Here is a 23,573-nt window from a genome sequence, read left to right as displayed (position 1 = left end):
ACAAGATGACCGTCGCGGCATTCGCCGGACGGTCATCTTGTCGGGTTACGCCCCGTGCATTTGGCACACCATGATGATGTTGCCGTCCAAGTCTTTGAACGTAAACTCCGACAAATCGGGGAACCGGACGATGCCGGACACGATTTCGGCGCCGTGCGACTTCACCCGTTCATAGGCGGCCTCGATGTCGGTTGCGGTCAAATTGAACAAGGGCTGGTTGGAAGGGACGAATTGGTAGTCGTCGTCCAGACCGTGATTGTCGAGCGTCAGTCCCGGTCGTCCTGGCCCCATGTCCAGCGTATAGATGGGACCGGCATGGGGGCCTTCCCGCACGTCCAAGCCGAGCAATTCGCTGTACCAGCGGATCGACCGCTCCAAGTCGGTCACGTGCACGAAGATGGTGTCTACGCGGTTCAATAAAGGGTTGGTCATCGACGATGCCCTCCGAGGCTTCCCGTATCGGCGAAGCTATGTATTTTGATCATATGGCCTTCCGGATCGGTGACGTGAAATTCGTAGTAATTATCGAATATATTGTCGATCGGCGTAACGTTTTCCCCGCGCGAGGTTAATACCCGGTGGGCCTCGTCTATATCGGACGTCCGCAAATCCAGAATGCCGTGCGTCTTCGGGTTTTCGAGGCCGGTAACCGTCAGGGCGACCGCCATGGCGCCTTGGCCGGGAACTTCCAGCACGGGCGTGCCGTCGCCGATGCGCCTGCCGGTATCGCGCAAGCCGAGCACCCCGGTATACCAGTCCAAGGCTCGGTCCGGCGAGCGGACATGCTGCCAGAAGATCGTCTCCAATATCGGCGTGTTCCTCATACCGGCTCCCGCTCCTTGTCAGCCGGGCGAGGCTTGGCTTCCGCCGCGCCGACCTCCACCCGTTCGTGCAGCAGAACGGGAACGCCGTCCGGATCGATCAGCTCGACGTCGCGCCGCGTCTCCGTCACCCGGCGAATATCGCTGACTTCCACGCCTTTCGCCGCGATCCGCGCTCTCGCCGCTTCCAGGTCGTCCACGCGGAAGTCGAGGACGGCATGCGTTTTCGGGTTCTCCTTGTCGGATTGGACCAACGCGAACTCCACGTTCGGGCGGGAATCGCTTATGCGCAAAAACGCGAGCTTCACGCCTCCATGCTCCGCCTCGTGGCTCGGCTCCATGCCGATTACGTCGGCATACCACCGTTTCGCCCGATCGACGTCCCGGACATGATGATAAAACTGAACCCAGCCGCTCAGCCGCAGCGGATTGTCCTTCTCTCCCATCGGCTCGATCACGACCTCCCTTCGGAATGAATGGTTGCGTATGATAAACGAATCGCATGCGCGAAAAGAAACATCGTTCGAAAAAAAAATCAGGAATTCATCGACAGCAGGATGCAATAGCCTTCCGGATCGGTGAACGCAAAGCTGATCCGGTTCGCTACGACCCTTCGCTCCACGCGGATTCCGGCATCCGTCAGCGCCCGATAGGCGCGAACGACGGCAAGCGGATCGTCGCGCCGGAACGCATCGGTGAACCGATCGATCCATCGTTTCGCATCCGGCAGGCGCCGGTCCGATGCAGCCGTCTCGCGTCCCGCGAAGTCGGCGATTTTCGCCCTGGCGCGGCGGAGCGCCGTCTTGACCGCCCCGTCGCTCGTATGTTCCAGCAGCTCGGCGGTTTCCCGGGTCGTGAAGCGGAACGCGTCGACGAGAAGCAGGATGGCCGCCTGCTTGGGCGGCAGCATATAGACGAGCCGTTCTATAGCTTCGGCGATATCGATCGCAGCCGTCGTCGCCGGTCCCGTCGTCGCCGGCATGCGCTCGTCCTCGTAAGGCTCGACGGCGAGCCTCCGCTTGCGGCAAGCATCGATCCGCGTGCGGGTCGCGACCCGAAACCAATACGAGAGCGGCAATTGATCGCGCTGCCGTTCGGAAGGGACCGCCTTCAGCACTTTCAGCACGGTGTCGTGCAGCAAATCTTCCCCGTCCCACGGAGTGCCCGCCAGCATGCGGCAGTATCGCCTCAACGAATCGTAATGCGGGAAACGGGACGGGATGGACGGGTCGGAACGGTCGGGCATGGGCTCTCCTCCTGCCGCTAAGTAACTGATAGCCGGCGCCCTCGGCGGCCGGCATTCCCTTATTCGGCGAAATGGCATCGATTTCCTTTCGGCCTCGGCGTCATTGTACCGCTTTTCCCAAAGCTCGAGTCGCTCATGTCCCGGCAACCCCAATCGTATCCGATCGGCTACAAGATGAACAGCAACGCAGCGCCACACGTCTAACCGTTCAGTCCGCCTGGCAGCAGCTTCATGTGCACGAAATTTTGTTCGGCGCCTACCGCTCCGCCGAGACGGGCGCACGGTACGGGCTGACGACGACGTTTACACCTTGGGAACCGCGGAGCGATTACTTGTAAGAGCCTTAACCGGCGTCCGGCCGCTCCGTCTCTTCGCCCCAACTTTCGCTTGCATTTTCCCGTCCGGGTGGAATAGACTGAATTCATATCTGTGAAAATCTTTTTGCGAAAGGTTTGGAGCCGTTGGAAAAACAAGCGCACAAAGTGAAGTCGGCGGATCGCGTATTCGACATTTTGGAGCTGTTCACCGGGGAGCAGGAATCGTACAGCGTGACGGATATCGCGACGAAGCTGCAAATGCCGGCGAGCAGCGCCTACATGCTCGTACAGAACATGCTCGAACGCGGCTATTTGGAGACGGACCGGTCCGGCAAGCAGTTCCGGATGGGGTACAAAATATTCGAAATCCGCACCCGCTACATGCGCAACACGAGCCTCATTTCGGAGTTTTACCGGGTGGCCGAGCGGATCGTGGACGATGTGAACGAGGCCGTCTTCCTCGGCATCCGCGGAGGCAGCCAGCTGATCTATATCGCCGAGAAGCTCGTCGCCGCGCCTCTCCGGTTTACGAGTCAGTTTACGAAAACGCTTCCCCTGTACGCCAGCGCGTCCGGCAAAATATTGCTCGGCAACTGCTCGGAGCAGGAAATCCGCGACCTGTACGAAAGCGAGCCGCTCAAGTCCCTTACTCCGCGCACGATCGCCACGGTGGACGAGTTGGTGAAGCAGGTCGACGCGGCCCGCAAGGAAGGTGTCGCCTACAACCTCGGAGAAACGGTAGGGGACGTGCACTGCATCGCCGGACCGATCTACGATCCGGAAGGCGTCATCGTCGCTTCGATGAGCGTCTCGATCCCGACGATCCGCATTTCGGAGGACCTATGGGCGCGGGCGAAGGAATGGATCCGGCAAGGATGCCGCGAGCTCAGCTACAAAGTGTACTGCCAAAATTGAATGCCGACCGGACGGACGCGGGGAGCGTCTCTCCGGCTCTTTTTGTTTCATGGACGATTAACGGCGATAACGATTTAGGATCTAAATTCATTCGTTGATTTCATGTATAAAAATAAAATTCACAACCTTGTAAAAACAGTCTTGAAATAATTTCTGGATCGGGTTACGATGAGAGCGGGAAGCAGGGGACGCTTCAAGCAAGCCCGTCTCAGTCCGTCTCCCGATCCGCTGCGGTCCCGCATCTTCAACCATATGGAGGGTCGCGAATGAATCGATGGAAATCGTTTTCCGTGCTGGCGACGGCGCTATTGACGTTTGCCGTCGCGGCGGTCGGCTGCGGCAAAGATGAAAGCGGTACCACGGCGAAACCGTCCGATCCCGCGGGCGCCGCGGGGCAAAAGGAGGTTTACCCGGAGAACGGACTGCCCAAAAACGAGAAGGTGACGCTGAAATTCGGATTTTGGGAAAACGGCTACGGCCGGGAATGGATCGACAATGCGATCCAATCGTTCACGAAGAAATACCCGAACGTCAAGTTCGACGTCACGTACTCGCCGAAGATCAACACCGTCATCAGCACGAAGGTGGCGGCGAACAACGACGACGACATGTTCGACATCATTTCCCCGTCGTTCACGGGCGGAGACAACGAGAAGACGTCGCTCATCCTGGCGGGCAAATTCGAGCCGCTCGACGACTTGTGGGAGCGCGAGCTTCCCGACGCTCCGGGCAAGAAGCTGAAAGACATGCTGATCGACGGCGCGTACAAAAACCAGCGCCGCTTCGACAACAAGACGTACGACCTGCCGATGGGGGGCTACGCGACGGGGTTGTTTTTCGACAAGGCGTTTTTCGAGAAGAACGGCTGGAATCAAAACCCGCAGACGTGGGACGAATTCGTCAAGCTGCTTGACGACATCAAGGCGAAAGGAATCGTGCCGCTCACGTTCCCTGGCATTTACGCCACCTATCTCGATTACGGCTTCGCGCTGAAGCGGTTCGAGCTCGCGGAAATCAACGGCACGCTCGACAAGGCGCTCTCCGACTACAAAAACCAGAAGTTGCCGAACTACATGGCGCCGGAAAACGTGGAGGCGTACAAACGGCTCGCCGAGCTAGGCAAAAAAGGCTTTTTCCCGCAAGGGGTGTCGGCGCTCACCCACACGCAGTCGCAAATGCAAATTTTGCAGCATAAGGCGGCGATGGTGTTTACGGGCGACTGGGTGCAGAACGAGATGAAGGATTCGGTACCGGACGGGTTCAAATGGGGCTTCATGGTCATTCCGTTCGGCACGAAGCCGGAGCAGACGAAATGGATTCAGAACGGCACCGGCTCCGGCGGCATGATGATCTGGAAAAACAAGCCCGAGCTGAACAAGAAATGGGCGAAGGAATTCAACCTGTGGCTGTTCACGAACGACGTGCAGGCGTTCAACAACAAAAACGCCGGCATCCTGCCGATCCGCAAAGATTTCGCCGACGATCCGAAGCGTCTCGAGCAAATGCAGGACGCCCCGCGCTCGGTGCTCGAATATACGAAGAAAAACAAAACCCGCTTCGAAACGCTGCAAAAGGACGTCGTGCTGGACCCTCACCCGGCCCACGCCCAAGTAGCGAAAATTTACAAGGAGCAGCTTCCCGACGTGGCGCTCGGCAACAAGGACCCGGTCGCGTTCCTCGAGGAGCTGGAGAAGCTGTTCAAGGAAGGGCTTGACGCGCAGAAGAAGTAGCGGACTTGTTCGACCCGCGATAAGCGGATCGCGGCGGCCGCGGCCGGGGATGCGACAGACAGGCGGGCTTCCCCGGCCCGCCGCCGCCTTTCACACGGAAAGGAGGGATCGGCTTGTCCGATACCGTCTCGCCTGCAACGGCCCGGCCTCCGGCGGCGCCGAAGAGAGGATGGACCGCCCGGGCGAAGGTGCAGAAACGGGTGTTCGTTCTGCTCGCCGTCGGCCCTTGCCTGGCCGGATATTTGCTGTTCACGCTGTATCCGAACCTGCTGTCCGTCTATTACGCGTTTTTGAGCTGGGACGGCATATCCGAGAAGAAGTTCGTCGGGTTCGAAAACTTCGTCTACATGATCAAAGACAAGTTCGTCTGGAGGGCGCTCGGGCACAACGCGCTGCTCATGCTGACCGTCCCCGCGCTGACGGTGCTGCTGTCGCTATGTCTCGCCTACCTGCTCATTTACAAGAAGTATCGCGAGGCGTCGATTTACAAGGTGCTGTTCTTCTTCCCGAACGTGCTCGCCACGGTCGTCGTCACGCTGCTGTGGGCGTTCATCTACGACGGCAGCTACGGCTTGCTGAACGGGCTCATCCGCCTGCTCGGCATCGAGATCGGCGAATATTACTGGCTCGGGGAGAAGAGCACCGCGCTGTGGGCGCTGCTCCCGCCGATGATCTGGGGCGGCGTCGGCTTCTACATCGTCATCTTCATGAACGCGATGCGTTCGATTCCGGAGTCGCTGTACGAGTCGGCGGTCATGGAAGGCGCCTCGCATTGGACGCGTCTGTTCCGGATTACGATTCCGCTCATCAGCCCGGTCATCTACGTCAGCACGCTGTTCCTCGTGCTCGGCGTGCTGAAAGGGTTCGAGATGGTGCTCATCTTGACGAACGGCGGCCCCGCGGGCTCGACCGACGTCATCGGGCTGTACATGTTCAATCTGGCGTTCGGCGCGGACAGCCACAATTACGGCTACGCGTCGGCGATCGGCATGCTGCTGTTCGCGATTCTCGTCGTCGCGAAGTATATCGTGGACAAATACACGAAGAAGGACGGCTACGAATATTGACCGCGACCGGGATACGGGAGAGGAGGGACCGGCTATCGACAACAAACGGAGTTGGCTCGACCCGCTGCTAAGGCTGCTGCTGCTGCTGTGGGCGATATCGATCCTGCTGCCGATCGTCTGGATGCTGTACCAGTCGCTGAAGACGAACCGGGAGTTTTTCCAAGACATCTGGGCGTTCCCGGACGCGCTGCAATGGAAAAATTACGCGAAGGCGTGGAAGACGTACGAGCTCGGACGGTCCGTGCTCAATACGCTCTACTACGTCGGAGGCGGGCTCGCGCTCGGCGTATTCCTGACGACGCTGAACGCGTACGCGCTCACCCGGGTGACGTTCCGCGGACGGCGGTTTATCTGGGGGCTTATCATGCTGTCGCTGTTCCTGCCGGGCATCAACGCGCTCATTCCGCAGTACGTGCTCATGCGCGAGCTGCATTTGACGAACAGCTTGACCGGACTGATCATCCTGAACAGTCTCGGGGAAAGCGTCTTTTACTTGATGCTGCTCGGCGGGTTCATGCGTTCGCTGCCGAAGGAGCTGGAGGAGAGCGCGTACATCGACGGGGCTTCGTTGTTCCAGACGTTTTGGCGCATCATCGTGCCGCTGTCGACGCCGGGCATCGTGACAGTGGCGATTTTCAAATTTTTGAATCTGTATAACGACTTCCTGGGCCCTTTCATCTACTTGACCGACGCCAAAAAATATACGATCGGGGTCAACATGTTCCACGCGAACCAGAAGATGCAGTACAGCGCCGACTGGGTGACGCTGTTCGCCGGCGTGACGATCGCGATGATTCCGTCGCTGCTCATCTACATGGCGTTCCAGAAACGGATCGCCGAAGGGGCGACGCTCGGAGCGGTGAAAGGATAAGGGACATACACGGGGAGCGAAACGGTAAAGGAGTGCTGGAGACTTATGCTGCAAGGGAAAACGATACTGATTACGGGCGCGGCGGGGATGCTGGGACGTTCCGCCGTGCCGATGTTTCTCGAATACGGGGCGAACGTCGTCGGCTGCGACATCGTGCCGCTCGACCGGTCGCCGGAGCTGCAGGGCGCGCTGGAGCGATACGGCGACGGGCGGTTTCTGTTCCTGACGGCCGACGCGACGGACGAGGAGCAGGTGCGCATGGTCGTCGACGCCGCCGACGCCAAGTTCGGCCGTCTCGACGGCACGTACCATAACGTGTACACGAACATTTGGAAGCCGGCGCTCGAGCTGTCGCTCGACGAATGGGAGCGGACGATGCGCGGCACGCTGACGAGCACGTTCCTCGTCTGCAAACATGCGCTGCCGCTCCTGATCCGCTCGGGAGGCGGGGCGATCGTCAATACGTCGTCCGTCCTCGGCCATCTGCCGAAGAAGGGCTGCCTCGGCTACGGCGCCGGCAAGGCGGGCGTCAACCAGCTGACGCGGGTCATCGCCACCGATTACGCGGACCGGGGCGTCCGCGCGAACGTGCTCGTGCCGGGCGACTTCAAGTCGCCGGAGCGGCTCGATTCGCTGCCGGAGTCGCACCAGGAGATGATGCGCCGGGAGACGGCGTTGGGACGAAGCGGCAGCAGCGACGAGGTGAACCGGGTGGCGGCGTTTTTGCTGTCGGACTTGGCGTCGTACATAACGGGCTCGCTTTATTCGGTGGACGGGGGGTACCATCTGTGAGCGTGAAATCGATTTGGATGCACGACCATACGCGCGAGGAGGTCGGCGAGTTCGCCCGGTCGGGAGGCGCCGTCGTCGTGGCGCTGGCGGCTACGGAGCAGCACGGTCCCCATTTGCCGGTCTACACGGACAGCTTCATTATGGGCGACGTGGCGGAGAGGTCCGTTCGCCGGGCGGCGGACGACGTGCCGGTTCTGCTCGCGCCGCTCCTGCCGATCGGCTGCTCGGAGCACCATCTGTCGTTCGGCGGGACGATCTCGCTGTCGCCGATGACGTATTTCCAAGTCGTCCGGGACATCGGAGAAAGCCTCGTCAAGGCCGGCTTCGGCAAAATCGTCTTCCTGAACGGGCACGGCGGCAACGAGCCGATGATGCAGCAGGTCGCGAACGACCTCGCCGTCCGGCACCCGATCTGGACGGCGGCGGCCTCGTATTGGTCGCTCGCGCGGGAAAGTCTCGCCGCGATTCGCGCGAGCGAGGTCGGTCCGGTGCCGGGACATGCCGGCGGGTTCGAGACGGCGGCGGTCATGGCGCTCCGCCCCGAGCTCGTCCGCGAGGACCGGATCGGCGACAGCCATCCGGAGCGGGATTGGATATTCGCCGGTCCGCCGGGCGCATTCGTCGGCCGGCACGGCGAGCTGACCGGCTGCGACGGGTATACGGACGCGCCGAAGCTGGCGACGGCCGGGAAAGGACGGCTGTACCTCGAGACGATCGCGGACAGCGTGTCGGGTTGGCTCGTCCGGACGATCCGGGCGATGGAGCGGGGGGAGGAGACGCTATGAGCGGACGGAATGACGGGAACGGCGGTCGCCGCAAGCGGGTCGCCGTCATCGTGACGGAATACCGGTACAATTCGCACGCCGACGTCATTGTAGGCCGGCTGCTCGGCGATTTCGGTTACGAGCCGGAGCTTGCGGCGGCGTCGATCTACACCGATCAGGTGCCGGACAACGACATGAGCCGGGAGATGGCGGCGCGTCACGGCGTGCCGATCTACCCGACGATCGCGGAGGCGGTGCGGGCGCCGCATCTCGATTCGCCGATCGATGGGGTCCTCATTATCGGCGAGCACGGCGATTATCCGACGAACGAGAAGCGGCAGAAGATGTACCCGCGCTGCCGGCTGCTGCGGGAGACGCTGGCGGCGCTCGACGATCTGGGGCTGCGCGTCCCGATATTCTCCGACAAGCATCTGTCTTACGATCCGGACGAGGCGGAATGGATGTACGCGCAGCTGAAGCGAAGGGGGATCCCGTTTTTCGGCGGCTCGTCGATTCCGCATACGGACCCGGTGCCGGCCTACGACGCTTCGCTGCTCGGCGGGGCAAGGGAATGGCTCGTCGTCAGCTTCTCGACGTCCGTCGAGGCTTACGGCTACCACGCTCTCGAGGTGCTCCAGTCGATCGCAGAGAAGCGGGACGGCGGAGAGAAGGGAGTGCGGCGCGTATGGGCGCTCGAAGGAGCGGACGTGTGGGAGGCGATGGACCGGGGAGAGTGGCCGGAGGCGCTGATGCATGCGGCGCTGTCCGTCTACGACGGGCTGCCGGAGGGGCATCCGCGCGAGACGCAGACCGAACCGGTTTTGTTTGCCGTCGAATATGACGACGGGTGCAAGGGATACGTCGTCCAATTTCGCGATTTGATCGAGCAATGGGGCTATGCGTTCCGCGGCGGCGACGGGAGCGTGACGGCGGCGCGGTGCAACAGCGAGACGGACCGTCCGTTCGGCCATTTCGGGCGTCTGACGCGGCTGATCGAGACGTTCGTCGCGACCGGCGAGCCCCCGTGTCCGATGGAGCGCATCCTGTATTCGACGGGGCTGATCAATGCCGGCATGGCGTCGCTCTACTTGCAGCGACCGATCGACACGGCCGGGCTCCGCATCCCGTATGGGCAAGGGCACGCTTGCGCGAACGCTCGCGAGTGAAGGGACGCGGACCGACCGATCGATCGCCGGTCGGTCCGACTATAGATAATACGGATGGAGGACGAGGAGCATGGAACGATACTCGCCGCAGGAAGTGCTGAAGGGCCCGCCCTTCTCGATGGGGGTGCGCAACGGGCAAACGTTGTACGTATCCGGCCAAGCGGGCATCGACCCGAGCACGAATACGGTAGCGGGGCCCGATTTGGATACCCAGGTGGCCTTTACGATGCGCAACATCGAGGAGGTGCTGGCCCGGGCCGGCATGACGCTGGGAGACGTCGTGCAAGCGACCGTCTACTTGGCGGACCGCAGCCTGTACGTGCCCTTCAACGATTTGTACAAGACGTATTTCCGCGAGCCGTATCCGGCCCGGACGGTCGTCTACTGCGAGCTGAACTACGATTTGCTCGTCGAAATCGACGTCGTCGCTTCCGCGGAGAAGGACAAGACTTACTACTGATCGGGCCGGGAAGCGATGAGCCGGTGCGATGGCGATAAGTAAACAAGCCCCGGGCGTTTCGGCTCGGGGCTTGCCGGCTTGGCGGCGGCGCGGCTTCTTCATGAAGCCGCCGGGAAAACCGTTTTTTGCGGCCTTCGACGTTTTTCGTCCGTTCGTGTCCGCCGATCTGTGGTATGATGGATCTAACATCATAGCGAACGAAGGTGCGATATCATGAACGTGGAAACCGAGAAACGGGGTCCGGCCGCGTCGGGTGCGCGACCTGAGGCCACGGCCGCATCGGCCGACGAGGCGTATCTCGTCGATCCCGACGACAAAAAAGCGGTCCGTCAGTCGATCCTGCGGCTGGCCGGTCCGTCCTTGGTCGAGATGATGCTGACGAACTTCACGCAGATGCTCAGCATGATCATGGTGGGGCGGCTTAGTCCCGAGGCGGTAGCTACGGTCGGACTGACGAATCAGCCCTTCTTCCTGCTGCTCGCGATCTTCATGACGCTGAACGTCGGGACGACGGTCATCGTCGCGCGCTCGGTCGGGGCCGGCAAGCTGGACGAGGCGAACCGGGCGGCCGGGCAGGCGTTTCTGATCAACATCGCGCTGTCGGTCGTCACGATGGCGTTCAGCACGATCTATGCGGCGCAGCTGCTGAGGCTCATGGGCGGCACCGAGGAAGTGGTGGCGCACGGGCTGACGTACGCGAAAATCGTCTTTTTGTCGATCGGCTTCACGACGATCACGATGTCGTTCTCGGCGACGATGCGCGGGGCGGGCGATACGCGGACGCCGATGAAGATTAATGTTATCGCAAACATTCTCGTCGTCGTCATCGGCTTCCCGCTCATTTACGGCATCGGGAGCTTCGAAGGATTGGGCTTGACCGGGGCGGGCCTGGCGACGATCGCGTCGCAATTCGTCGCGGCTGTCTGGATGACGGCGGTCATGTTCGGCGGCAAAAGCCAGGTCCGCCTGTCGTTCCGGCATATGTTCCGCTTCGACCGGGAAATCGTCGCGCGCATTTGCAAGATCGGCTTCCCGTCGGCCGTCGAGCAAATCGTCATGCGGCTCGGCATGCTCATCTTCGTCAAGGTGGCGGCCAGCCTCGGGACGATGGCGGTCGCGGCGACGCAAATCGCCTTCAGCATTTTCGGGCTGACGTTCATGCCCGGCATGGCGTTCGCGATCGCGGCGTCGACGCTCGTCGGCCAGGCGCTCGGGGCGCAAAAGCCGGATCTCGCGGAGCGGTACGGCTGGCAGGTGCGCAAAATCGGCATGTACGTCGCCGGCTTGCTCGGCGTCGGCTTCATCTTGTTCGCTCCGCAAATCATGCTGCTGTACACGACGGAGCCGGAAATTATCGACAAGGGCGCGCTGTCGATCCGCATCATGGGCTTCATCCAAGTGTCGCAGGCGACGCAGTTCATATTGGGCGGCGCGCTGCGCGGCGCGGGCGATACGCGGTATCCGCTGTATTCGACGTTCGTCGGGGTGTGGGGATTCCGGGTGGCGCTCAGCCTGCTGTTCGTGTACGCGTTCCGGATGGACCTGTACGGTATTTGGCTTGCCGCGGCGGCGGACCAGTTCGTCCGCTCGGTGCTTATTTTCCGGCGGTTCAAGAAGGGCGCGTGGAAGACGATCCGGGTGTGACCGGCGTCCGATCCGCTTGCGCGACCGAAACCGAACGAAGCCCGTCTCTCGGCCTAACGGCCGGAAGGCGGGCTTTTCGTCGCGGCGGAAGACCGTACGGGCGGCAAGGCGTCGGCCGGGCGCTTATTCCGGCCGGTTCACGGTGGCGCTGCCGACCTCGAACGGCGTCGTCACGCCCTCGTAGGCGAGATGCATCGTCATGCCGGCCGCCGCATGGATGAGGTTGTGGCAATGGTCCATCCAAATGCCCGGATTGTCGGTCCGGAAGGCGACCTCGTACGTCTCGCCGGGCGCGACGTTGAGCGTGTCCGTCCACCACGGGCTGCCGGTGACCGGCTTGCCGTTTTTGCTCAGCACGAGCATATGATGGCCGTGCAGATGCATCGGATGGTCCATGTACGAGCGGTTGACGAACGTCGTCTTGATCAGCTCGTTCTCGCGAACGAGAAGCGTCGGCGTATGCGGGAACAGCTTGCCGTTGATCGTAAAGCCGTCGTTGAATGTCCCGTCGTAAAACGAAAACGGATGCGAATCGAAGACGAGCGTGAACGCGCGGTCGAACTTGCTGTCCGCGCCGAACGGCGTCTCGGCCGACTTGCCGTACGAGGCCGGGTCGAAGTCGGTCGTAACGGCCGGCGCCTCCGGCGCCTGTCCGCTGCCGTCCGGACTCAAGACGACGACCGGACGGTCGCGATAGCTCGCCCGAAGCGCGACGGGGCGGTCGGGCATCGCGAAGACGAGGTCGTACCGCCCGCCTCCCGCAAGCAGCAGAAGGGAGTCGGTCAGCTCCGACGGCTCGTTCACGTCGGTGCCGTCGATCGCGGCGACGCGAAACGGCGTGCCCGTCAGCGTGAACCGCTCGGGGTAGCTGCTCGGGTTCGTCACGCGGAGCCGGACGGGCGTACCCGGCTTCACCTCCTGACGGTCCGAGCCGTCGGCTACCGCCCAGTCGTGCGAGACGACCGCGATGTCCCGCACGTCCGGCGGGGCGTCCTTCGGCACGACGGTCAGCGGACCGAACAGCCCCCGGTGCACTTGCTCGGACGATTGCTGGTGCGAATGATACCAGAACGAGCCCGTCTGCTCGGCCACGAACCGGTACGTATGCGTTTGGCCGGGAAGGACGGCGTCCTGCGTCAAGCCGGCGACGCCGTCCTCCGCGTTCGGCACGTCGAGTCCGTGCCAATGGACGGTGACGCCTTGATCGACGTCCTCGTTGACGAGGACGACCTCGACGAGATCGCCCTGCGCGACGCGCAGCTCCGGACCGGGAATTTGGCCGTTGAACGACCATCCCTCCTCGGTCCGGCCGTCCGCCTTGCGGATCGTCTGCTTCCGCGCGGTCAGCGTGAATCGGCGGTCGGGCGTCCCCGACTGCGGGCCGGTCAAGTCGGCTACGCTGACGGTTCGGACCGAAGCCGCGGCGGCTGCCGTCGATCCGCCGTGGCCGGCGTGGCCCGAGCCGTGCGCGACAACGGGACCGCCGCCGTAGTCGACGGAGCCGTGGCTGCCCATGTTGAGCCGCTCCGGCAGTCGGCTGGTGGACTCCGCCGCCGTCCACCAGACGCCGAGCGCGACGATGCCGGCGAGGGCGAGGCCGGCCGACGCCAGCGAATGGCGCCGGCGCATCGCCCCGACCGCCGTCTCGACGGCTTCGCCGCCGAGCTTGCGGACCCGGCCCGTCTGCTTCAGATGGAGCAGAACGGTCCCGGCAAGCACGAGAACGGCCATGACGAGCCCGGTTCCCCAATAAGGCGGGGCGGGCGGGAAGAAGACGAGGTACAAGCCGGCGGCCGCGCCGAGCGCCAAGCTTTGCACCGGCACGACCAGAGCGGGCGCGGCGGCGTTCGGCCGGTCGAACCGGCCTTCGGCCGTTTGTCGGAGGACGGCCCGCAGCCGCGGGACGGTGAAGGCAAGAACGGCGATCGCGGGGACGACGACCGGCGGCAGCGAATCGATCAGCCTGTCGATCGCGAACCGGGGGCCGAAGCTTTGCCAAATGGCGGCCGCCCATAAGATTCTGCATACGACGAGGAAGAGGGCGATGCCGGCGCTGATCGCCAGCATCCACGCTTTCCGGCGCGCTTTCTCCCGCTTGCGGAAAGCGAGCTTGCCGGCGCCCGAGCCGGCGATCCAAGCGAAAATCAGGAGGAGAAGCGTGAGCAGAAAGTCCATTCCGTACATCACATAGAACATGAAAACGTGCACCCCTTAGTATTGGATAAACTAGTATATCACATACCAATTGCTCATAAAAAAGGTCGGACGAACGGCGGCTTTCGCCGTCATTACCGGCGGCGCCGGCGGATGTTCCGCAGGCCGACGTATCCTCCGAACAGGCCCCCCATTCCGGCCAGCACGACCAACGGCTGGAACCGGTAAAGCTCGGGCGTCGCGAACATCGGCACGAGCGCGATTGCCGCGGCTCCCGCCTCCATCGCGTACGCTCCGGCGGCTTTGGCGGACGACCGGGGCCTTCGGGCCAACGTGACAGCCAGCATGGCCGCAACGACGGCGGCTGCGCAAATCCATACGACGATATGAACGTCCGCGCGAAACGGCCGCTCCGGCACGTCGACGGCACCCGAAACGGCGCAGCCGACCGAGACGGCGCCGAGCATGAGCAGCGACCGGATGCGCAGCGCGGCCAGCTCCGGATCGTCTTCGCCATCTCCGTCCTGAATGACGCGCATCGCGAGCAGACACCCGACGAATGCGTCGAACGCCCACAAGACCAGCATGGAAATCCCCTTTCCCGAACGTGTCGGCGCACAAGATGTATCCAGCATACTAGCTGCGCCGCCGGGTCGGAAACGGCCCCCGGGTCAGTCCGATACTGGACCGAAGTCGGGCTTCGCCGGGTTGTCCAGCTCCTTGGTCAACCATTCGAGCCATTCCAGCTCCGTTCGGTAATAGGCGTGCAGGAAGCGGATGTTGGCCCGCTTGCCGATATAGGCGCCGGCGCTCTCCGCTTCGGACCGGGCGAACGTATCGATATATCCCCGGACGGCTTCGATCCGGATCGCGAGCTGGCGGACGACGACGTCCGGCGGCAGCACGAACAGCAGCCCGGCCGGCACCGTATAGTCGAACGTGACGAGCTCGCGAGAGGCGAGCCCGTCGGCGACCATCGTCCGCAGCGCCGCAAGCCCCTCCTCGGTCAGTCCGTACGTCGTCCTCTCCGGCATATTGCCGACCTTCTCGCGGGAGGTGACGACCCACCCTTTTTTCTCCATCCGTTTCAGCGCCTGGTAGATGGCGGCCCGGTTCGTTTTCGTCCACAGCCTAGCGTTCCAGCGGTCGAGCATTTTATCGATGGCGTGCCCGTACGTCGCTCCGGAATGGAGCAGGCCGAGCACAAGACATTCCACATAAGACATCGCGTACACCCCGCCATTTCCGTCGTCCCCCCCTTTCAACACCGCAAGGGCGTAAGGAAGACCGCATGTCGTACAATCCCAAGTATAAGAAAGACGAAGGAAACGTGCAAACCGAACGGTTGTCAAATGGTATAAAAGGGAAACGGGCTTCGTATCCTAATTCGTATCCCAATCGGGGATAACGATGAGCATGCGGAAAGGGGGATCCGTTTTGAGCGACGTTTTGCAGCTTGCGGGCTACGAGCCGCCCGACGCGTACCGCAAAGACACGCTGCGCCTGATGGTGCGCGACGCGCACACGCTTTACGCTTACTGGGAAATCACCGATCGGAAAAAATGGCTGGCCTCGCAGCATTTTCAATGCGACTGGAGCCAGCTGCCGAAAGTGCTTCGTCTGTACGACGTCACGTACATCACGTTCAACGGCCATAACGCGAACCGGGTCCTCGATATCGAGCTGACGCCGGAAGCGCAGGACTGGTACGCGACCGGACTCGGCGCCGGAGCCGTCTACATGGCCGATCTCGGGGTGTATACGTGGGAGCGCCAATTCGTGCCGTTTCTTCGCTCCGACCCGGTACGGACGCCGCGGGATTGTCCGGCCGGCTGGGGAGAGCCGATCGTGGCCGTCGTGCCGGAGGCGTCCCGTTCTCATTCTACGTCCTACATACCGCCTTACGATCTCGAGCATTTCATTCCTAGCCGGTAAGCCGAAAAAACGAGAAAAGCCAGAAGCGGGGGGTTCGATGTATAAACGGTGGAAAGCGCGTCCCGAATTGAAAGGATATTTGGCCTTGGTACTTCATGCCCACTTGCCGTATATCCGGCATTTCGACCGGGACGACGTGATGGAGGAGCGTTGGTTTTACGAGGCGATGACGGAGACGTACTTGCCGCTGCTCGACGTATTCGACGGGCTCGTGAACGACGGCGTCGATTTCCGCATCACGATGTCCGTCACGCCGACCTTGATGACGCTGTGCGCGGATTCGCTCATGCAGGAACGGTACGCCGCCCATCTGGACCGTCTGATCGGGCTGGCGGACAAAGAAAGGATCCGGCTCGAGGACGACGAGCGCTTCTATCCGCTCGCGGCGATGTACGCCGAGAAGTTCCGGCTGCTGAAAAGCCGGTTCGAAAGCTGCGGCCGCAACGTCATGACGGCGTTCCGCCGGCTGCAGGACATGGGGAAGCTGGAAATCATGACGTCGGCCGCCACGCACGGCTACTTGCCCCTTATGAAAACCGAAGAGGCGATCCGCGCCCAAATCCGTACGGGGGTTCGCGAGTACGAGCGGCATTTCGGCCGCAGGCCGTCCGGCATATGGCTACCCGAATGCGGCTATACGGCCGGGATCGACCGGATTTTGAAAATGGAAGGGCTCGATTACTTCATCGCCGACTCGACCGCCGTCGCGTTCGCGACGCCGGCGCCGAACCGCAACCTGCTCGGGCCGCTCATGACGCCGTACGGCGTGACGGCGTTCCCGCGCGACCCGGAATCGTCCGAGCAAGTGTGGAGCTCGACGGACGGCTATCCCGGGCACTACGACTACCGGGAATATTATCGCGACATCGGCTGGGATCTCGGCTGGAACGACCCCGAGGAATGGGAGTATATCCGTCCTTACGTGCTGCCGACGAACGAGAGAATCAATACGGGGATGAAATATTACCGCATTACCGGCCGCGGCCAGCACCGCGAGCCCTATAATCCGGAATGGGCGCGGAAGACGGCGGCGGAGCATGCCGGCCATTTCCTGTTCAACCGCGAGAAGCAGGCGGAAGCGTGGAGCCGGTGGCTCGACCGGCTGCCGATCATCGTATCGCCGTACGACGCCGAGCTGTTCGGACACTGGTGGTATGAAGGCCCGATCTGGATCGATATGCTGTGCCGCAAAATATTCCACGACCAGCAGACGATCAAAATGATTACGCCGAGCGAATATTTGCGCCAGTACCCGGTGGCCGATACGGGGCGCCTGAACGAGTCGAGCTGGGGCCGGAACCATTCGTCGGAAGTATGGCTGCAGGAAAACAACGATTGGATATACCGGCATCTTCACGAGGCGGAGGAACGCATGGTCCGTCTCGCGACGCGGCATGCCCATCTGGAAGGCACCCGCGCCCTTCCGGCGTCGGCGCTCAAGCGGGCGCTCAATCAGGCGGTCCGGGAGCTGCTGCTCGCGCAGGGGAGCGATTGGGCGTTCATCATGGACAGCCGCACGGTCGTCGAGTACGCGGTCCGGCGGACGAAGGACCATCTCGGCTGCTTCGACAAGCTGTGCGGGATGATCGAGGCGGGTAAGGTGGACGAAACGTTCCTCGACGCGCTGGAGCGCAAGGACGACTGCTTCCCGGACGCCGACTATCGCGACTATGTCGCCGTACGGCCCGCCTCGCCCGTGCCGCTCATACCGGACGCGCGCGAGTGGGAACGGCTCTTGAAGGAAACCGCCGACGGTCCGAACACGTTCATGCTCGCCTGGGAGTACCCGCCGAAATACGTCGGGGGTTTGTCCCGCGCCGTCGCCGATCTGGCCGAGGCGCTGGCGGCGCGCGGCGAGAAGGTGCACGTCGTGACGACGTCGTTCGAGGGGGCGCCGGCGTTCGAACGGCAAAACGGCGTTTACGTGCACCGGGTTCCCGTCCTCTGCTCGGGGGATACCGACTTCTATCATTGGACGTTCGAAATGAACCTGGCGATGGTCGATCATCTCGTCGCCTGGAAGGAAAACGGCGGCCGGATCGACGTGCTGCACGCGCACGACTGGATGGTGTTCCATGCCGCGCGCGAGTTGAAGCACAGCTACGGGCTGCCGCTCGTCGCGACGATCCATGCGACGGAGTGGGGACGGCAGCAGGGCAAGCTGCACGGCGAGCTGCAGCACCGCATTCACGGGCTCGAATGGCGGCTGACGTACGAGGCGAGCCGCGTGTTCGTCTGCAGCGCCTACATGAAGGAGGAGGTCGTCCGGCTGTTCCAGCTTCCGGAAGACAAGGTCGACGTCGTGCCGAACGGCATCCGGATCGCCGAGGCGCCGGACAGACTCGCTTTCGATGGCACGAGCGCCAGACGGCAATGGTTCGCCGATAGCGATCGGATCATTTTGTACGTCGGGCGTCTCGTCTACGAGAAGGGCGTTCACGTGCTGCTGGAGGCGATGCCGCACATCATCGCCCGCGCGCCGGGGGCCCGGCTCGTCGTAGCGGGAGCGGGGCCGATGCGCGAATCGCTGGAGCGGCGGGCGGCGGAGCTCGGCCTCGGCGATCGCGCCTCCTTCTGGGGCTTCGTCGACGACGAGACGAAGGCGCGCCTGTACGCGGCCGCCGACGTGTGCGTCTTCCCGAGCCTTTACGAGCCGTTCGGCATCGTGGCGCTCGAGGCGATGGCGTCGCGTACGCCGCTCGTCGTCTCGGACGTCGGCGGTCTCGCCGAGCTGGTCGAGCACGGCGTCGACGGCTACAGGGCGCTGCCCGGTCACGTCGAATCGCTCGCTTGGCACGTGACCGAGCTGCTGCTGGCGCCGGAATCGGGGGGACGGATGGCGTCGCGCGCTTATGGGAAGCTGCGCGAACGGTACGACCCGGATGCGATCGCCGCCGAGGTGCAGCGGCAGTACGACCGGTTGACGTACCGGACGGCGCCCGTGCTGGAGGCGACGGTCTGACCGGCCGGGAGCGCCGGAAATCGCAAAGAAACGATACAGGGGGGAAACGCTTGAAGGCAGTCATCATGGCAGGCGGCAAAGGAACGCGGCTGCGGCCGCTCACTTGCCAGCTTCCGAAACCGATGGTACCGCTGTTGAATCGCCCGTGCATGGAATATATCATCGAGCTGCTGCGCGATCACGGCATTACGCAAATCGGCGTCACGATGCAGTTTATGCCGGACGCCATCCGCAGCCATTTCGGGGACGGGCGCGACTTCGGCGTCGAGCTCCATTATTTCGAGGAGGATTCGCCGCTCGGCACGGCGGGCAGCGTGAAGAACGCCGCCGGCTTCCTCGACGAACGATTCGTCGTCATCAGCGGCGACGCGATGACCGACTTCGACTTGAGCCGGGCGGTCGACTTTCACGAGCGGCGGGGAGCGCTCGCGACGATCGTGCTGACGCGGGTCGAACGGCCGCTCGAGTACGGCGTCGTCATGACGGACGACGCGGGACGGATCGTCCGGTTTCTCGAGAAGCCGGATTGGAGCGAGGTGTTCAGCGACACGGTCAATACCGGCATCTACGTCTTGGAGCCGGAGGCGCTGCAATGGGTCGAGACGGGCAAGGAGCAGGATTTCAGCAACGATTTGTTTCCGCTCCTGATGAAGCGGGGGGAGCCGCTGTACGGCTATGCCGCCGAAGGCTACTGGTCGGACATCGGCAATATGGAGCAGTACCGCCGGACGCAGTTCGATATGCTGGAAGGCAAAGTGAAGGCGGCGATCAAAGGACGGCGGGTCGCACCCGGCGTATACGTCGGGGAGGGGGTGACGCTGCCGGCCGGCGGCATCGTCTGGAACGGCCCCGCCTATATCGGGGACGGTACGGTCGTCGAGGACGCGGCGGCGATCGGCCCGTACTGCGTCATCGGCTCGGGGAACCGGGTCGGACGAGGAAGCATGCTTCGACAAGCCATTATTTGGGATAACAATCATATTTCGGAGAATAATGAAATCGACGGGGCGACGCTGTGCAGCCGGATCCGCAGCTACCCGGAATCGGTCATCGGCGACGGGGCGGTCGTCGGCAGCCATTGCACGATCGGGCCGAAGACGCACGTGCTGCCCCATGTGAAAATATGGCCGCACAAACGGCTGCGCGAGCACGCGACGCTGAACAGCTCGGTCATTTGGGGCGACGGAGCGGCGAAGCCGCTGTTCGCGGACGGAGCGGTGCGCGGATTCGCGAACGAAGAAATTACTCCCGAATTCGCGGCGAAATTCGCCGGCGCGTACGGGGCGAGCTTGGCCAAAGGAAAGCGGCTTGCCGTCAGCTCGTCGGCGGACGGCTTCGCCCGGCTCATCCGCTCGGTGCTCGTTCCGGCGCTGCAGGCCGTCGGCGTCCGGGTAACCGACGCGGGGGAAAGCGCGTCGTCGGTCGCCCGGTACGGGGTCGCCCTGCTCGACGTCGACGGCGGCATTCACGTGCAGTGCGCCGATTCGGGCGGACGGATCGCCTGCCGGCTCGAATGCATGGACGCGGCCGGTCTTCCGATCGGCAAAAACGTCGAGCGGAAAGTCGAGAACGCGTTCGTTCAAGAGGATTATTCCCGGGTGGACGCCGCATCCATCGAGGCGGCGAAAACCGTCGACGGCTTGACGGATTCGTACGGCAAGCGGCTGATCGCGGAGATCGGCTATACCGAACGCCGTCCGCTCCGGCTGGCCGTCATCGCCGGCGATCCGGTCGTCCGCCGCATCGTCGCCCGGTTGGCCGATGCGTTTCAGTGGGAGGCGTCCTTCGTCGATCCGGCGCTCGGCGACGCCGGCATCGAAGCGGCCGCCAACGGCGCGGGCATCGATTTCGGCGTCCTGTTCGATGCGGGCGGCCAGACGATCCGCCTGTACGACGAAACGGGCGCTCCGGTCCCCCACGAACGGGCGAACGTGCTGCTGTACATGTCTTACTTCCAATGCTTCCGCGGCCGGACGATCGGGGTGCCGCTCAGCGCGCCGTCGTTTCTCGACTCGGCGGCGGAAGGGCTCGGCAACCGCGTCGTCCGGACGAAGCGGAACTCCCGCGCGGTGCTGGAGCCATCCGCGGGAAGCCCGTTCCACCCGCTGTACGACGCGCCGTTCGGCGTCGGGCTGCTGGCGCGGAACTTGATCGAAAGCCGGCTGTCCGTATCGCAGCTGCTCGAGTTTTTGCCCGCCTTCTCGCTTCACCGGACGTCGGTGGAAGTGCCGTGGGACGAGAAGGGAAGACTCATGCGGCTGTTGACCGAGCAGCATAAGGACGGGCGAGCCGATTTGCTGGACGGGATCAAGGTGTACGACGAATCCGGCTGGGTGCTGCTGCTGCCCGAAACCGACGAGCCGAGCTTCACGCTCATCGCCCACGGGGAACGCCCGGAGGCGGCGGCGGAGCTGGCCGAACGGTACAGACGGGAATTGATCCGTCATTTCCAATGATAAGGAAGGTGTGCGATGTGGACGTCATTCCGATCGAATCGAAGCAAGTCGGTTACGTCGAATACGACCGCGAGCGCTCGTGCATGATCGCTCATTTCACGACAGGGGAAGTGCGGATCTATCCCGTCTCGTGGGAGGAGTATTCCGTGCTGGGCGCGTCCTCGAATAAATACGACTGCTTCGTCAAAATGACGAGCGGCCGTTCGGTCCAGCAAACGGCCGATTTGACGTTCCGGACGGAAGCGGATTTGAGTTGAGCCGCGTTCGCTTGCCCGGGGCGGCGGACGACCGGATCGGAATCGAAGCGGGGCTCGGCGGGGGCGCGGCCGCGGCCGCGATCGTCCGCTGGGCGATCTCCCCCCGGACGAGGAGAATGGCGGAGCTCTACTACGGCGGACCGTGGGCGTCGCTGCCGAAACGGGTGCGCGTCCTCCGGGCGCCGCTTGCGGCCGGAGCGTCCGAGGCGTGGCGGCGTACCGAGTATCGGGACTGTCCGCTGCCGGTCGTCCCCCCCTTCCGTCCGGACGTCCGGACGGCGGCGGATGCCGAGGCGGACGAAGGCGCGCTGCGGCTCGGCGCGCTGCCGGCGGAATTCCGGTATGCGGCCGTATTCGGCATCGTCAGCGCCGAGGGCGCCTTCGTCCCGTTGACGGAGAGCGTGCCGTTCGAACCGCCGGGCGCGACGGGAACGGCGCGCTCCGGTTCGGCGGCGGCCGCGGCGGAAGCCGTTGCGGGTTGGACCGCGATTTGCGGTGCCGACGGCGGGGCGGACGATGCGTATTGCGCGTCCGGTGCGGCGGAAGGAGCGGCGGGCGCCTTTTCGGCGTACACGGACTATGCCGACGCGCCGCTCGTCCACGCCCGGCACGATTTGGCGCTGAACGTCTGGGAGGCCGTCGACGGTGAAGCGGATGGAGTTGTCCCGGCGGACGGCGGCGGGAGCGGGAAGGGCCCGGCCGGCGGCGCGATGAGCGTCGTCATGCTCGCCTCCGAATTTCCGCCGCTCGTCGTCGGGGGGCTGTCGCGGGCCGTGTGCGGGCTCGCCTTCCATTTGGCCGCCGCGGGCCACACGGTGCACGTCGTAACGCGCCGCTCCGACGGCGCCGCCGCGTACGCCCGCATCGGCGACCGGCTGCACGTGCACCGCGTCGCCGCGCCGTCCCCGGTCCGCTCCGGCGGACTATGGGACGAGGTGGCGTCGCTGAACGTGCGGCTCGCCCGCCGCGCGTCGCGGCTGCTGGACGCGGGCGCGATCCGCGCCGACGTCGTCCACGCGCACGACTGGCTCGTCGCCGGCGCGGCGATCGAGCTGTCGCGCCGGCACGGCGCGCCGCTCGCGGCGACGATCCACGCGACCGAGCCGGGCCGCCGCTTCGGGCGGCTGACGGCGGAGCTGCACCGGCGCATCGCCGCCGAGGAAAGGCGGCTGTGCGGCGCGGCCGGGCGCGTCATCGTCTGCAGCGGCGCGATGCGCGACGAGGTCGCCGCGCTGTACGGCGTGCCGTTCGGCCGCATCGCGACGATCCCGAACGGCGTGCTCGGCCAGCCGCCGAACCGGCTGTTCGGCGGAGGCGGTGCCGGCGACGGCGACGGCGACGGCGGCGTTGCGGGTGGCGAAGCCGGCGGAGAAGCGGAGGGGCCGCACGTCGTCTACGTCGGCCGGCTCGTCTACGAGAAAGGCGTGCACGTGCTGCTCGACGCGATGCGGCACGTCTGGCGGGAGTTCCCCGCCGCCCGGCTGACGATCGCGGGAGCGGGGCCGCTGCTCGGGGAGCTGCGCGACCGGGCCGCGCCGTTTGGCGCGAAGGTGCGGTTCGCCGGCTTCGTCGGCGAGCGGGAGCGGGTCGCGCTGCTGAAGCGGGCGGCCGTCTGCGCCGTGCCGAGCCTGTACGAGCCGTTCGGCCTCGCCGCGCTCGAAGCGATGCGCCACGGCGCGCCGCTCGTCGCGTCCGGCTGCGGCGGGCTGGCCGAGCTCGTCCGCGACGGCGTGACGGGCCGCACGGCGCCGCCGGGCGACGCCGCCGCGCTCGCCGTGGCGATCGCCCGGCAGCTGCGCGAGCCGGACGCCGCCGAGCGGATGGCCCGCCGGGCGCGGCTCGCGCTGCGCGGCTACCGCTGGCGCGACGTCGCCGAGCGGACGGCGCAGGCGTACCGCGCGCTGGCGGCGGCGCCGGCCGGAGCCGGGGCGGAGGCGGAGTCTCGCCCGGAGCCTCCCGGAGCCAGACCGCGCGCGAACTTGCACTAGACTACCGAAGAGAGGGTGACCGGACTGT

At 64.0% G+C, this 23,573-nt stretch carries 21 protein-coding genes; 14 read left to right on the top strand and 7 right to left on the bottom strand.

Annotated features, from left to right (window positions below; all coding sequences use genetic code 11):
- Positions 1-45: 45 nt before the first annotated feature.
- The 4 genes from DLM86_RS03700 to DLM86_RS03685 all read right to left on the bottom strand — a co-directional run bounded on the left by DLM86_RS03700 (position 46) and on the right by DLM86_RS03685 (position 2,067).
- Positions 46-432, bottom strand: a complete 387-nt coding sequence (locus DLM86_RS03700; RefSeq protein WP_110838584.1) for a VOC family protein — start codon at positions 430-432, stop codon at positions 46-48.
- Positions 429-824, bottom strand: coding sequence for a VOC family protein (locus tag DLM86_RS03695; protein WP_110838583.1), 396 nt, complete (start codon positions 822-824; stop codon positions 429-431). Before DLM86_RS03695 ends, DLM86_RS03700 begins: the two co-directional genes overlap by 4 nt.
- Complete coding sequence (locus DLM86_RS31985) at positions 821-1,279, bottom strand: VOC family protein (protein WP_158289306.1); 459 nt, start codon at positions 1,277-1,279, stop codon at positions 821-823. The genes DLM86_RS03695 and DLM86_RS31985 overlap by 4 nt, the downstream gene beginning before the upstream one ends.
- 77 nt (positions 1,280-1,356) lie before the next feature.
- Entirely contained in the window at positions 1,357-2,067 is a 711-nt protein-coding gene (locus DLM86_RS03685) for an RNA polymerase sigma factor (protein WP_158289305.1), read from the bottom strand.
- A gap of 461 nt (positions 2,068-2,528) precedes the next feature.
- On the opposite strand from DLM86_RS03685, the gene DLM86_RS03680 reads away from it, so the two are divergent.
- From DLM86_RS03680 to DLM86_RS03640, 9 genes are all read left to right on the top strand, one after another.
- Positions 2,529-3,299: an IclR family transcriptional regulator gene (locus DLM86_RS03680; RefSeq protein ID WP_110838581.1), complete on the top strand. Its 771-nt coding sequence runs from the start codon at positions 2,529-2,531 to the stop codon at positions 3,297-3,299.
- Between the two features lie 266 nt (positions 3,300-3,565).
- Positions 3,566-5,029 carry an ABC transporter substrate-binding protein gene (locus tag DLM86_RS03675; protein ID WP_110838580.1) on the top strand — a complete coding sequence of 488 codons (1,464 nt, stop codon included), beginning with the start codon at positions 3,566-3,568 and terminating at the stop codon, positions 5,027-5,029.
- Positions 5,030-5,142: 113 nt separating this feature from the next.
- A complete protein-coding gene (locus tag DLM86_RS03670; RefSeq protein ID WP_110838579.1) occupies positions 5,143-6,096 on the top strand; it encodes a carbohydrate ABC transporter permease in 954 nt (317 codons plus the stop codon).
- Positions 6,097-6,217: 121 nt separating this feature from the next.
- Positions 6,218-6,967 carry a carbohydrate ABC transporter permease gene (locus tag DLM86_RS03665; protein WP_245954326.1) on the top strand — a complete coding sequence of 250 codons (750 nt, stop codon included), beginning with the start codon at positions 6,218-6,220 and terminating at the stop codon, positions 6,965-6,967.
- A 45-nt stretch (positions 6,968-7,012) separates the two neighbouring features.
- Positions 7,013-7,759: an SDR family NAD(P)-dependent oxidoreductase gene (locus tag DLM86_RS03660; protein ID WP_110838577.1), complete on the top strand. Its 747-nt coding sequence runs from the start codon at positions 7,013-7,015 to the stop codon at positions 7,757-7,759.
- Positions 7,756-8,544, top strand: a complete 789-nt coding sequence (locus DLM86_RS03655; protein WP_245954325.1) for a creatininase family protein — start codon at positions 7,756-7,758, stop codon at positions 8,542-8,544. Before DLM86_RS03660 ends, DLM86_RS03655 begins: the two co-directional genes overlap by 4 nt.
- Positions 8,541-9,689, top strand: coding sequence for a hypothetical protein (locus DLM86_RS03650; RefSeq protein WP_211326472.1), 1,149 nt, complete (start codon positions 8,541-8,543; stop codon positions 9,687-9,689). The genes DLM86_RS03655 and DLM86_RS03650 overlap by 4 nt, the downstream gene beginning before the upstream one ends.
- Positions 9,690-9,759: 70 nt before the next feature.
- On the top strand, positions 9,760-10,149 hold the full coding sequence (locus DLM86_RS03645) for a RidA family protein (RefSeq protein ID WP_110838576.1): 390 nt from the start codon (positions 9,760-9,762) through the stop codon (positions 10,147-10,149).
- A gap of 213 nt (positions 10,150-10,362) precedes the next feature.
- Positions 10,363-11,793 carry an MATE family efflux transporter gene (locus tag DLM86_RS03640; protein WP_110838575.1) on the top strand — a complete coding sequence of 477 codons (1,431 nt, stop codon included), beginning with the start codon at positions 10,363-10,365 and terminating at the stop codon, positions 11,791-11,793.
- A gap of 123 nt (positions 11,794-11,916) precedes the next feature.
- Here DLM86_RS03640 and DLM86_RS03635 read toward each other — a convergent pair whose 3' ends face one another.
- From DLM86_RS03635 to DLM86_RS03625, 3 genes are all read right to left on the bottom strand, one after another.
- The gene (locus DLM86_RS03635; protein ID WP_110838574.1) at positions 11,917-13,989 is read right to left on the bottom strand and encodes a multicopper oxidase family protein; all 2,073 of its coding nucleotides are present in this window, start codon (positions 13,987-13,989) and stop codon (positions 11,917-11,919) included.
- 92 nt (positions 13,990-14,081) lie between these two features.
- Positions 14,082-14,534 (bottom strand): hypothetical protein, encoded by a 453-nt coding sequence (locus tag DLM86_RS03630; RefSeq protein WP_110838573.1) that lies wholly within the window; start codon positions 14,532-14,534, stop codon positions 14,082-14,084.
- 84 nt (positions 14,535-14,618) lie between these two features.
- Positions 14,619-15,173, bottom strand: a complete 555-nt coding sequence (locus tag DLM86_RS03625; protein WP_146250144.1) for a PadR family transcriptional regulator — start codon at positions 15,171-15,173, stop codon at positions 14,619-14,621.
- A 211-nt stretch (positions 15,174-15,384) separates the two neighbouring features.
- Here DLM86_RS03625 and DLM86_RS03620 point away from each other — a divergent pair, with 211 nt between their 5' ends.
- From DLM86_RS03620 to DLM86_RS03600, 5 genes are all read left to right on the top strand, one after another.
- Entirely contained in the window at positions 15,385-15,882 is a 498-nt protein-coding gene (locus DLM86_RS03620) for a DUF4912 domain-containing protein (protein ID WP_245954324.1), read from the top strand.
- Positions 15,883-15,967: 85 nt separating this feature from the next.
- Complete coding sequence (locus tag DLM86_RS03615) at positions 15,968-18,844, top strand: 1,4-alpha-glucan branching protein domain-containing protein (RefSeq protein ID WP_342773046.1); 2,877 nt, start codon at positions 15,968-15,970, stop codon at positions 18,842-18,844.
- A gap of 50 nt (positions 18,845-18,894) precedes the next feature.
- Positions 18,895-21,300: a sugar phosphate nucleotidyltransferase gene (locus DLM86_RS03610; RefSeq protein ID WP_110838569.1), complete on the top strand. Its 2,406-nt coding sequence runs from the start codon at positions 18,895-18,897 to the stop codon at positions 21,298-21,300.
- A gap of 17 nt (positions 21,301-21,317) precedes the next feature.
- Positions 21,318-21,557 (top strand): hypothetical protein, encoded by a 240-nt coding sequence (locus DLM86_RS03605; RefSeq protein WP_110838568.1) that lies wholly within the window; start codon positions 21,318-21,320, stop codon positions 21,555-21,557.
- The gene (locus tag DLM86_RS03600) at positions 21,554-23,545 is read left to right on the top strand and encodes a glycosyltransferase family 4 protein (protein ID WP_110838567.1); all 1,992 of its coding nucleotides are present in this window, start codon (positions 21,554-21,556) and stop codon (positions 23,543-23,545) included. Before DLM86_RS03605 ends, DLM86_RS03600 begins: the two co-directional genes overlap by 4 nt.
- Positions 23,546-23,573: the final 28 nt, after the last annotated feature.

It is taken from the genome of Paenibacillus flagellatus (assembly GCF_003217775.1).
In the GTDB taxonomy this organism is placed as follows: Bacteria; Bacillota; Bacilli; order Paenibacillales; family NBRC-103111; genus Paenibacillus_AB; species Paenibacillus_AB flagellatus.
The sequence above is the reverse complement of the archived record's forward strand: the minus strand, read 5'-3'. Positions and strand labels throughout refer to the sequence as shown.

What these genes read in the sequence shown, in the direction of transcription:
- DLM86_RS03700 (WP_110838584.1), bottom strand. Translation starts at nt 432, where the DNA reads ATGACCAACCCTTTATTGAACCGCGTAGACACCATCTTCGTGCACGTG.
- DLM86_RS03625 (WP_146250144.1), bottom strand. Translation starts at nt 15,173, where the DNA reads ATGTCTTATGTGGAATGTCTTGTGCTCGGCCTGCTCCATTCCGGAGCG.
- DLM86_RS03665 (WP_245954326.1), top strand. Translation starts at nt 6,218, where the DNA reads ATGCTGTACCAGTCGCTGAAGACGAACCGGGAGTTTTTCCAAGACATC.
- DLM86_RS03695 (WP_110838583.1), bottom strand. Translation starts at nt 824, where the DNA reads ATGAGGAACACGCCGATATTGGAGACGATCTTCTGGCAGCATGTCCGC.
- DLM86_RS03650 (WP_211326472.1), top strand. Translation starts at nt 8,541, where the DNA reads ATGAGCGGACGGAATGACGGGAACGGCGGTCGCCGCAAGCGGGTCGCC.
- DLM86_RS03630 (WP_110838573.1), bottom strand. Translation starts at nt 14,534, where the DNA reads ATGCTGGTCTTGTGGGCGTTCGACGCATTCGTCGGGTGTCTGCTCGCG.
- DLM86_RS03660 (WP_110838577.1), top strand. Translation starts at nt 7,013, where the DNA reads ATGCTGCAAGGGAAAACGATACTGATTACGGGCGCGGCGGGGATGCTG.
- DLM86_RS03685 (WP_158289305.1), bottom strand. Translation starts at nt 2,067, where the DNA reads ATGCCCGACCGTTCCGACCCGTCCATCCCGTCCCGTTTCCCGCATTAC.
- DLM86_RS03645 (WP_110838576.1), top strand. Translation starts at nt 9,760, where the DNA reads ATGGAACGATACTCGCCGCAGGAAGTGCTGAAGGGCCCGCCCTTCTCG.
- DLM86_RS03635 (WP_110838574.1), bottom strand. Translation starts at nt 13,989, where the DNA reads ATGTTCTATGTGATGTACGGAATGGACTTTCTGCTCACGCTTCTCCTC.
- DLM86_RS03640 (WP_110838575.1), top strand. Translation starts at nt 10,363, where the DNA reads ATGAACGTGGAAACCGAGAAACGGGGTCCGGCCGCGTCGGGTGCGCGA.
- DLM86_RS03675 (WP_110838580.1), top strand. Translation starts at nt 3,566, where the DNA reads ATGAATCGATGGAAATCGTTTTCCGTGCTGGCGACGGCGCTATTGACG.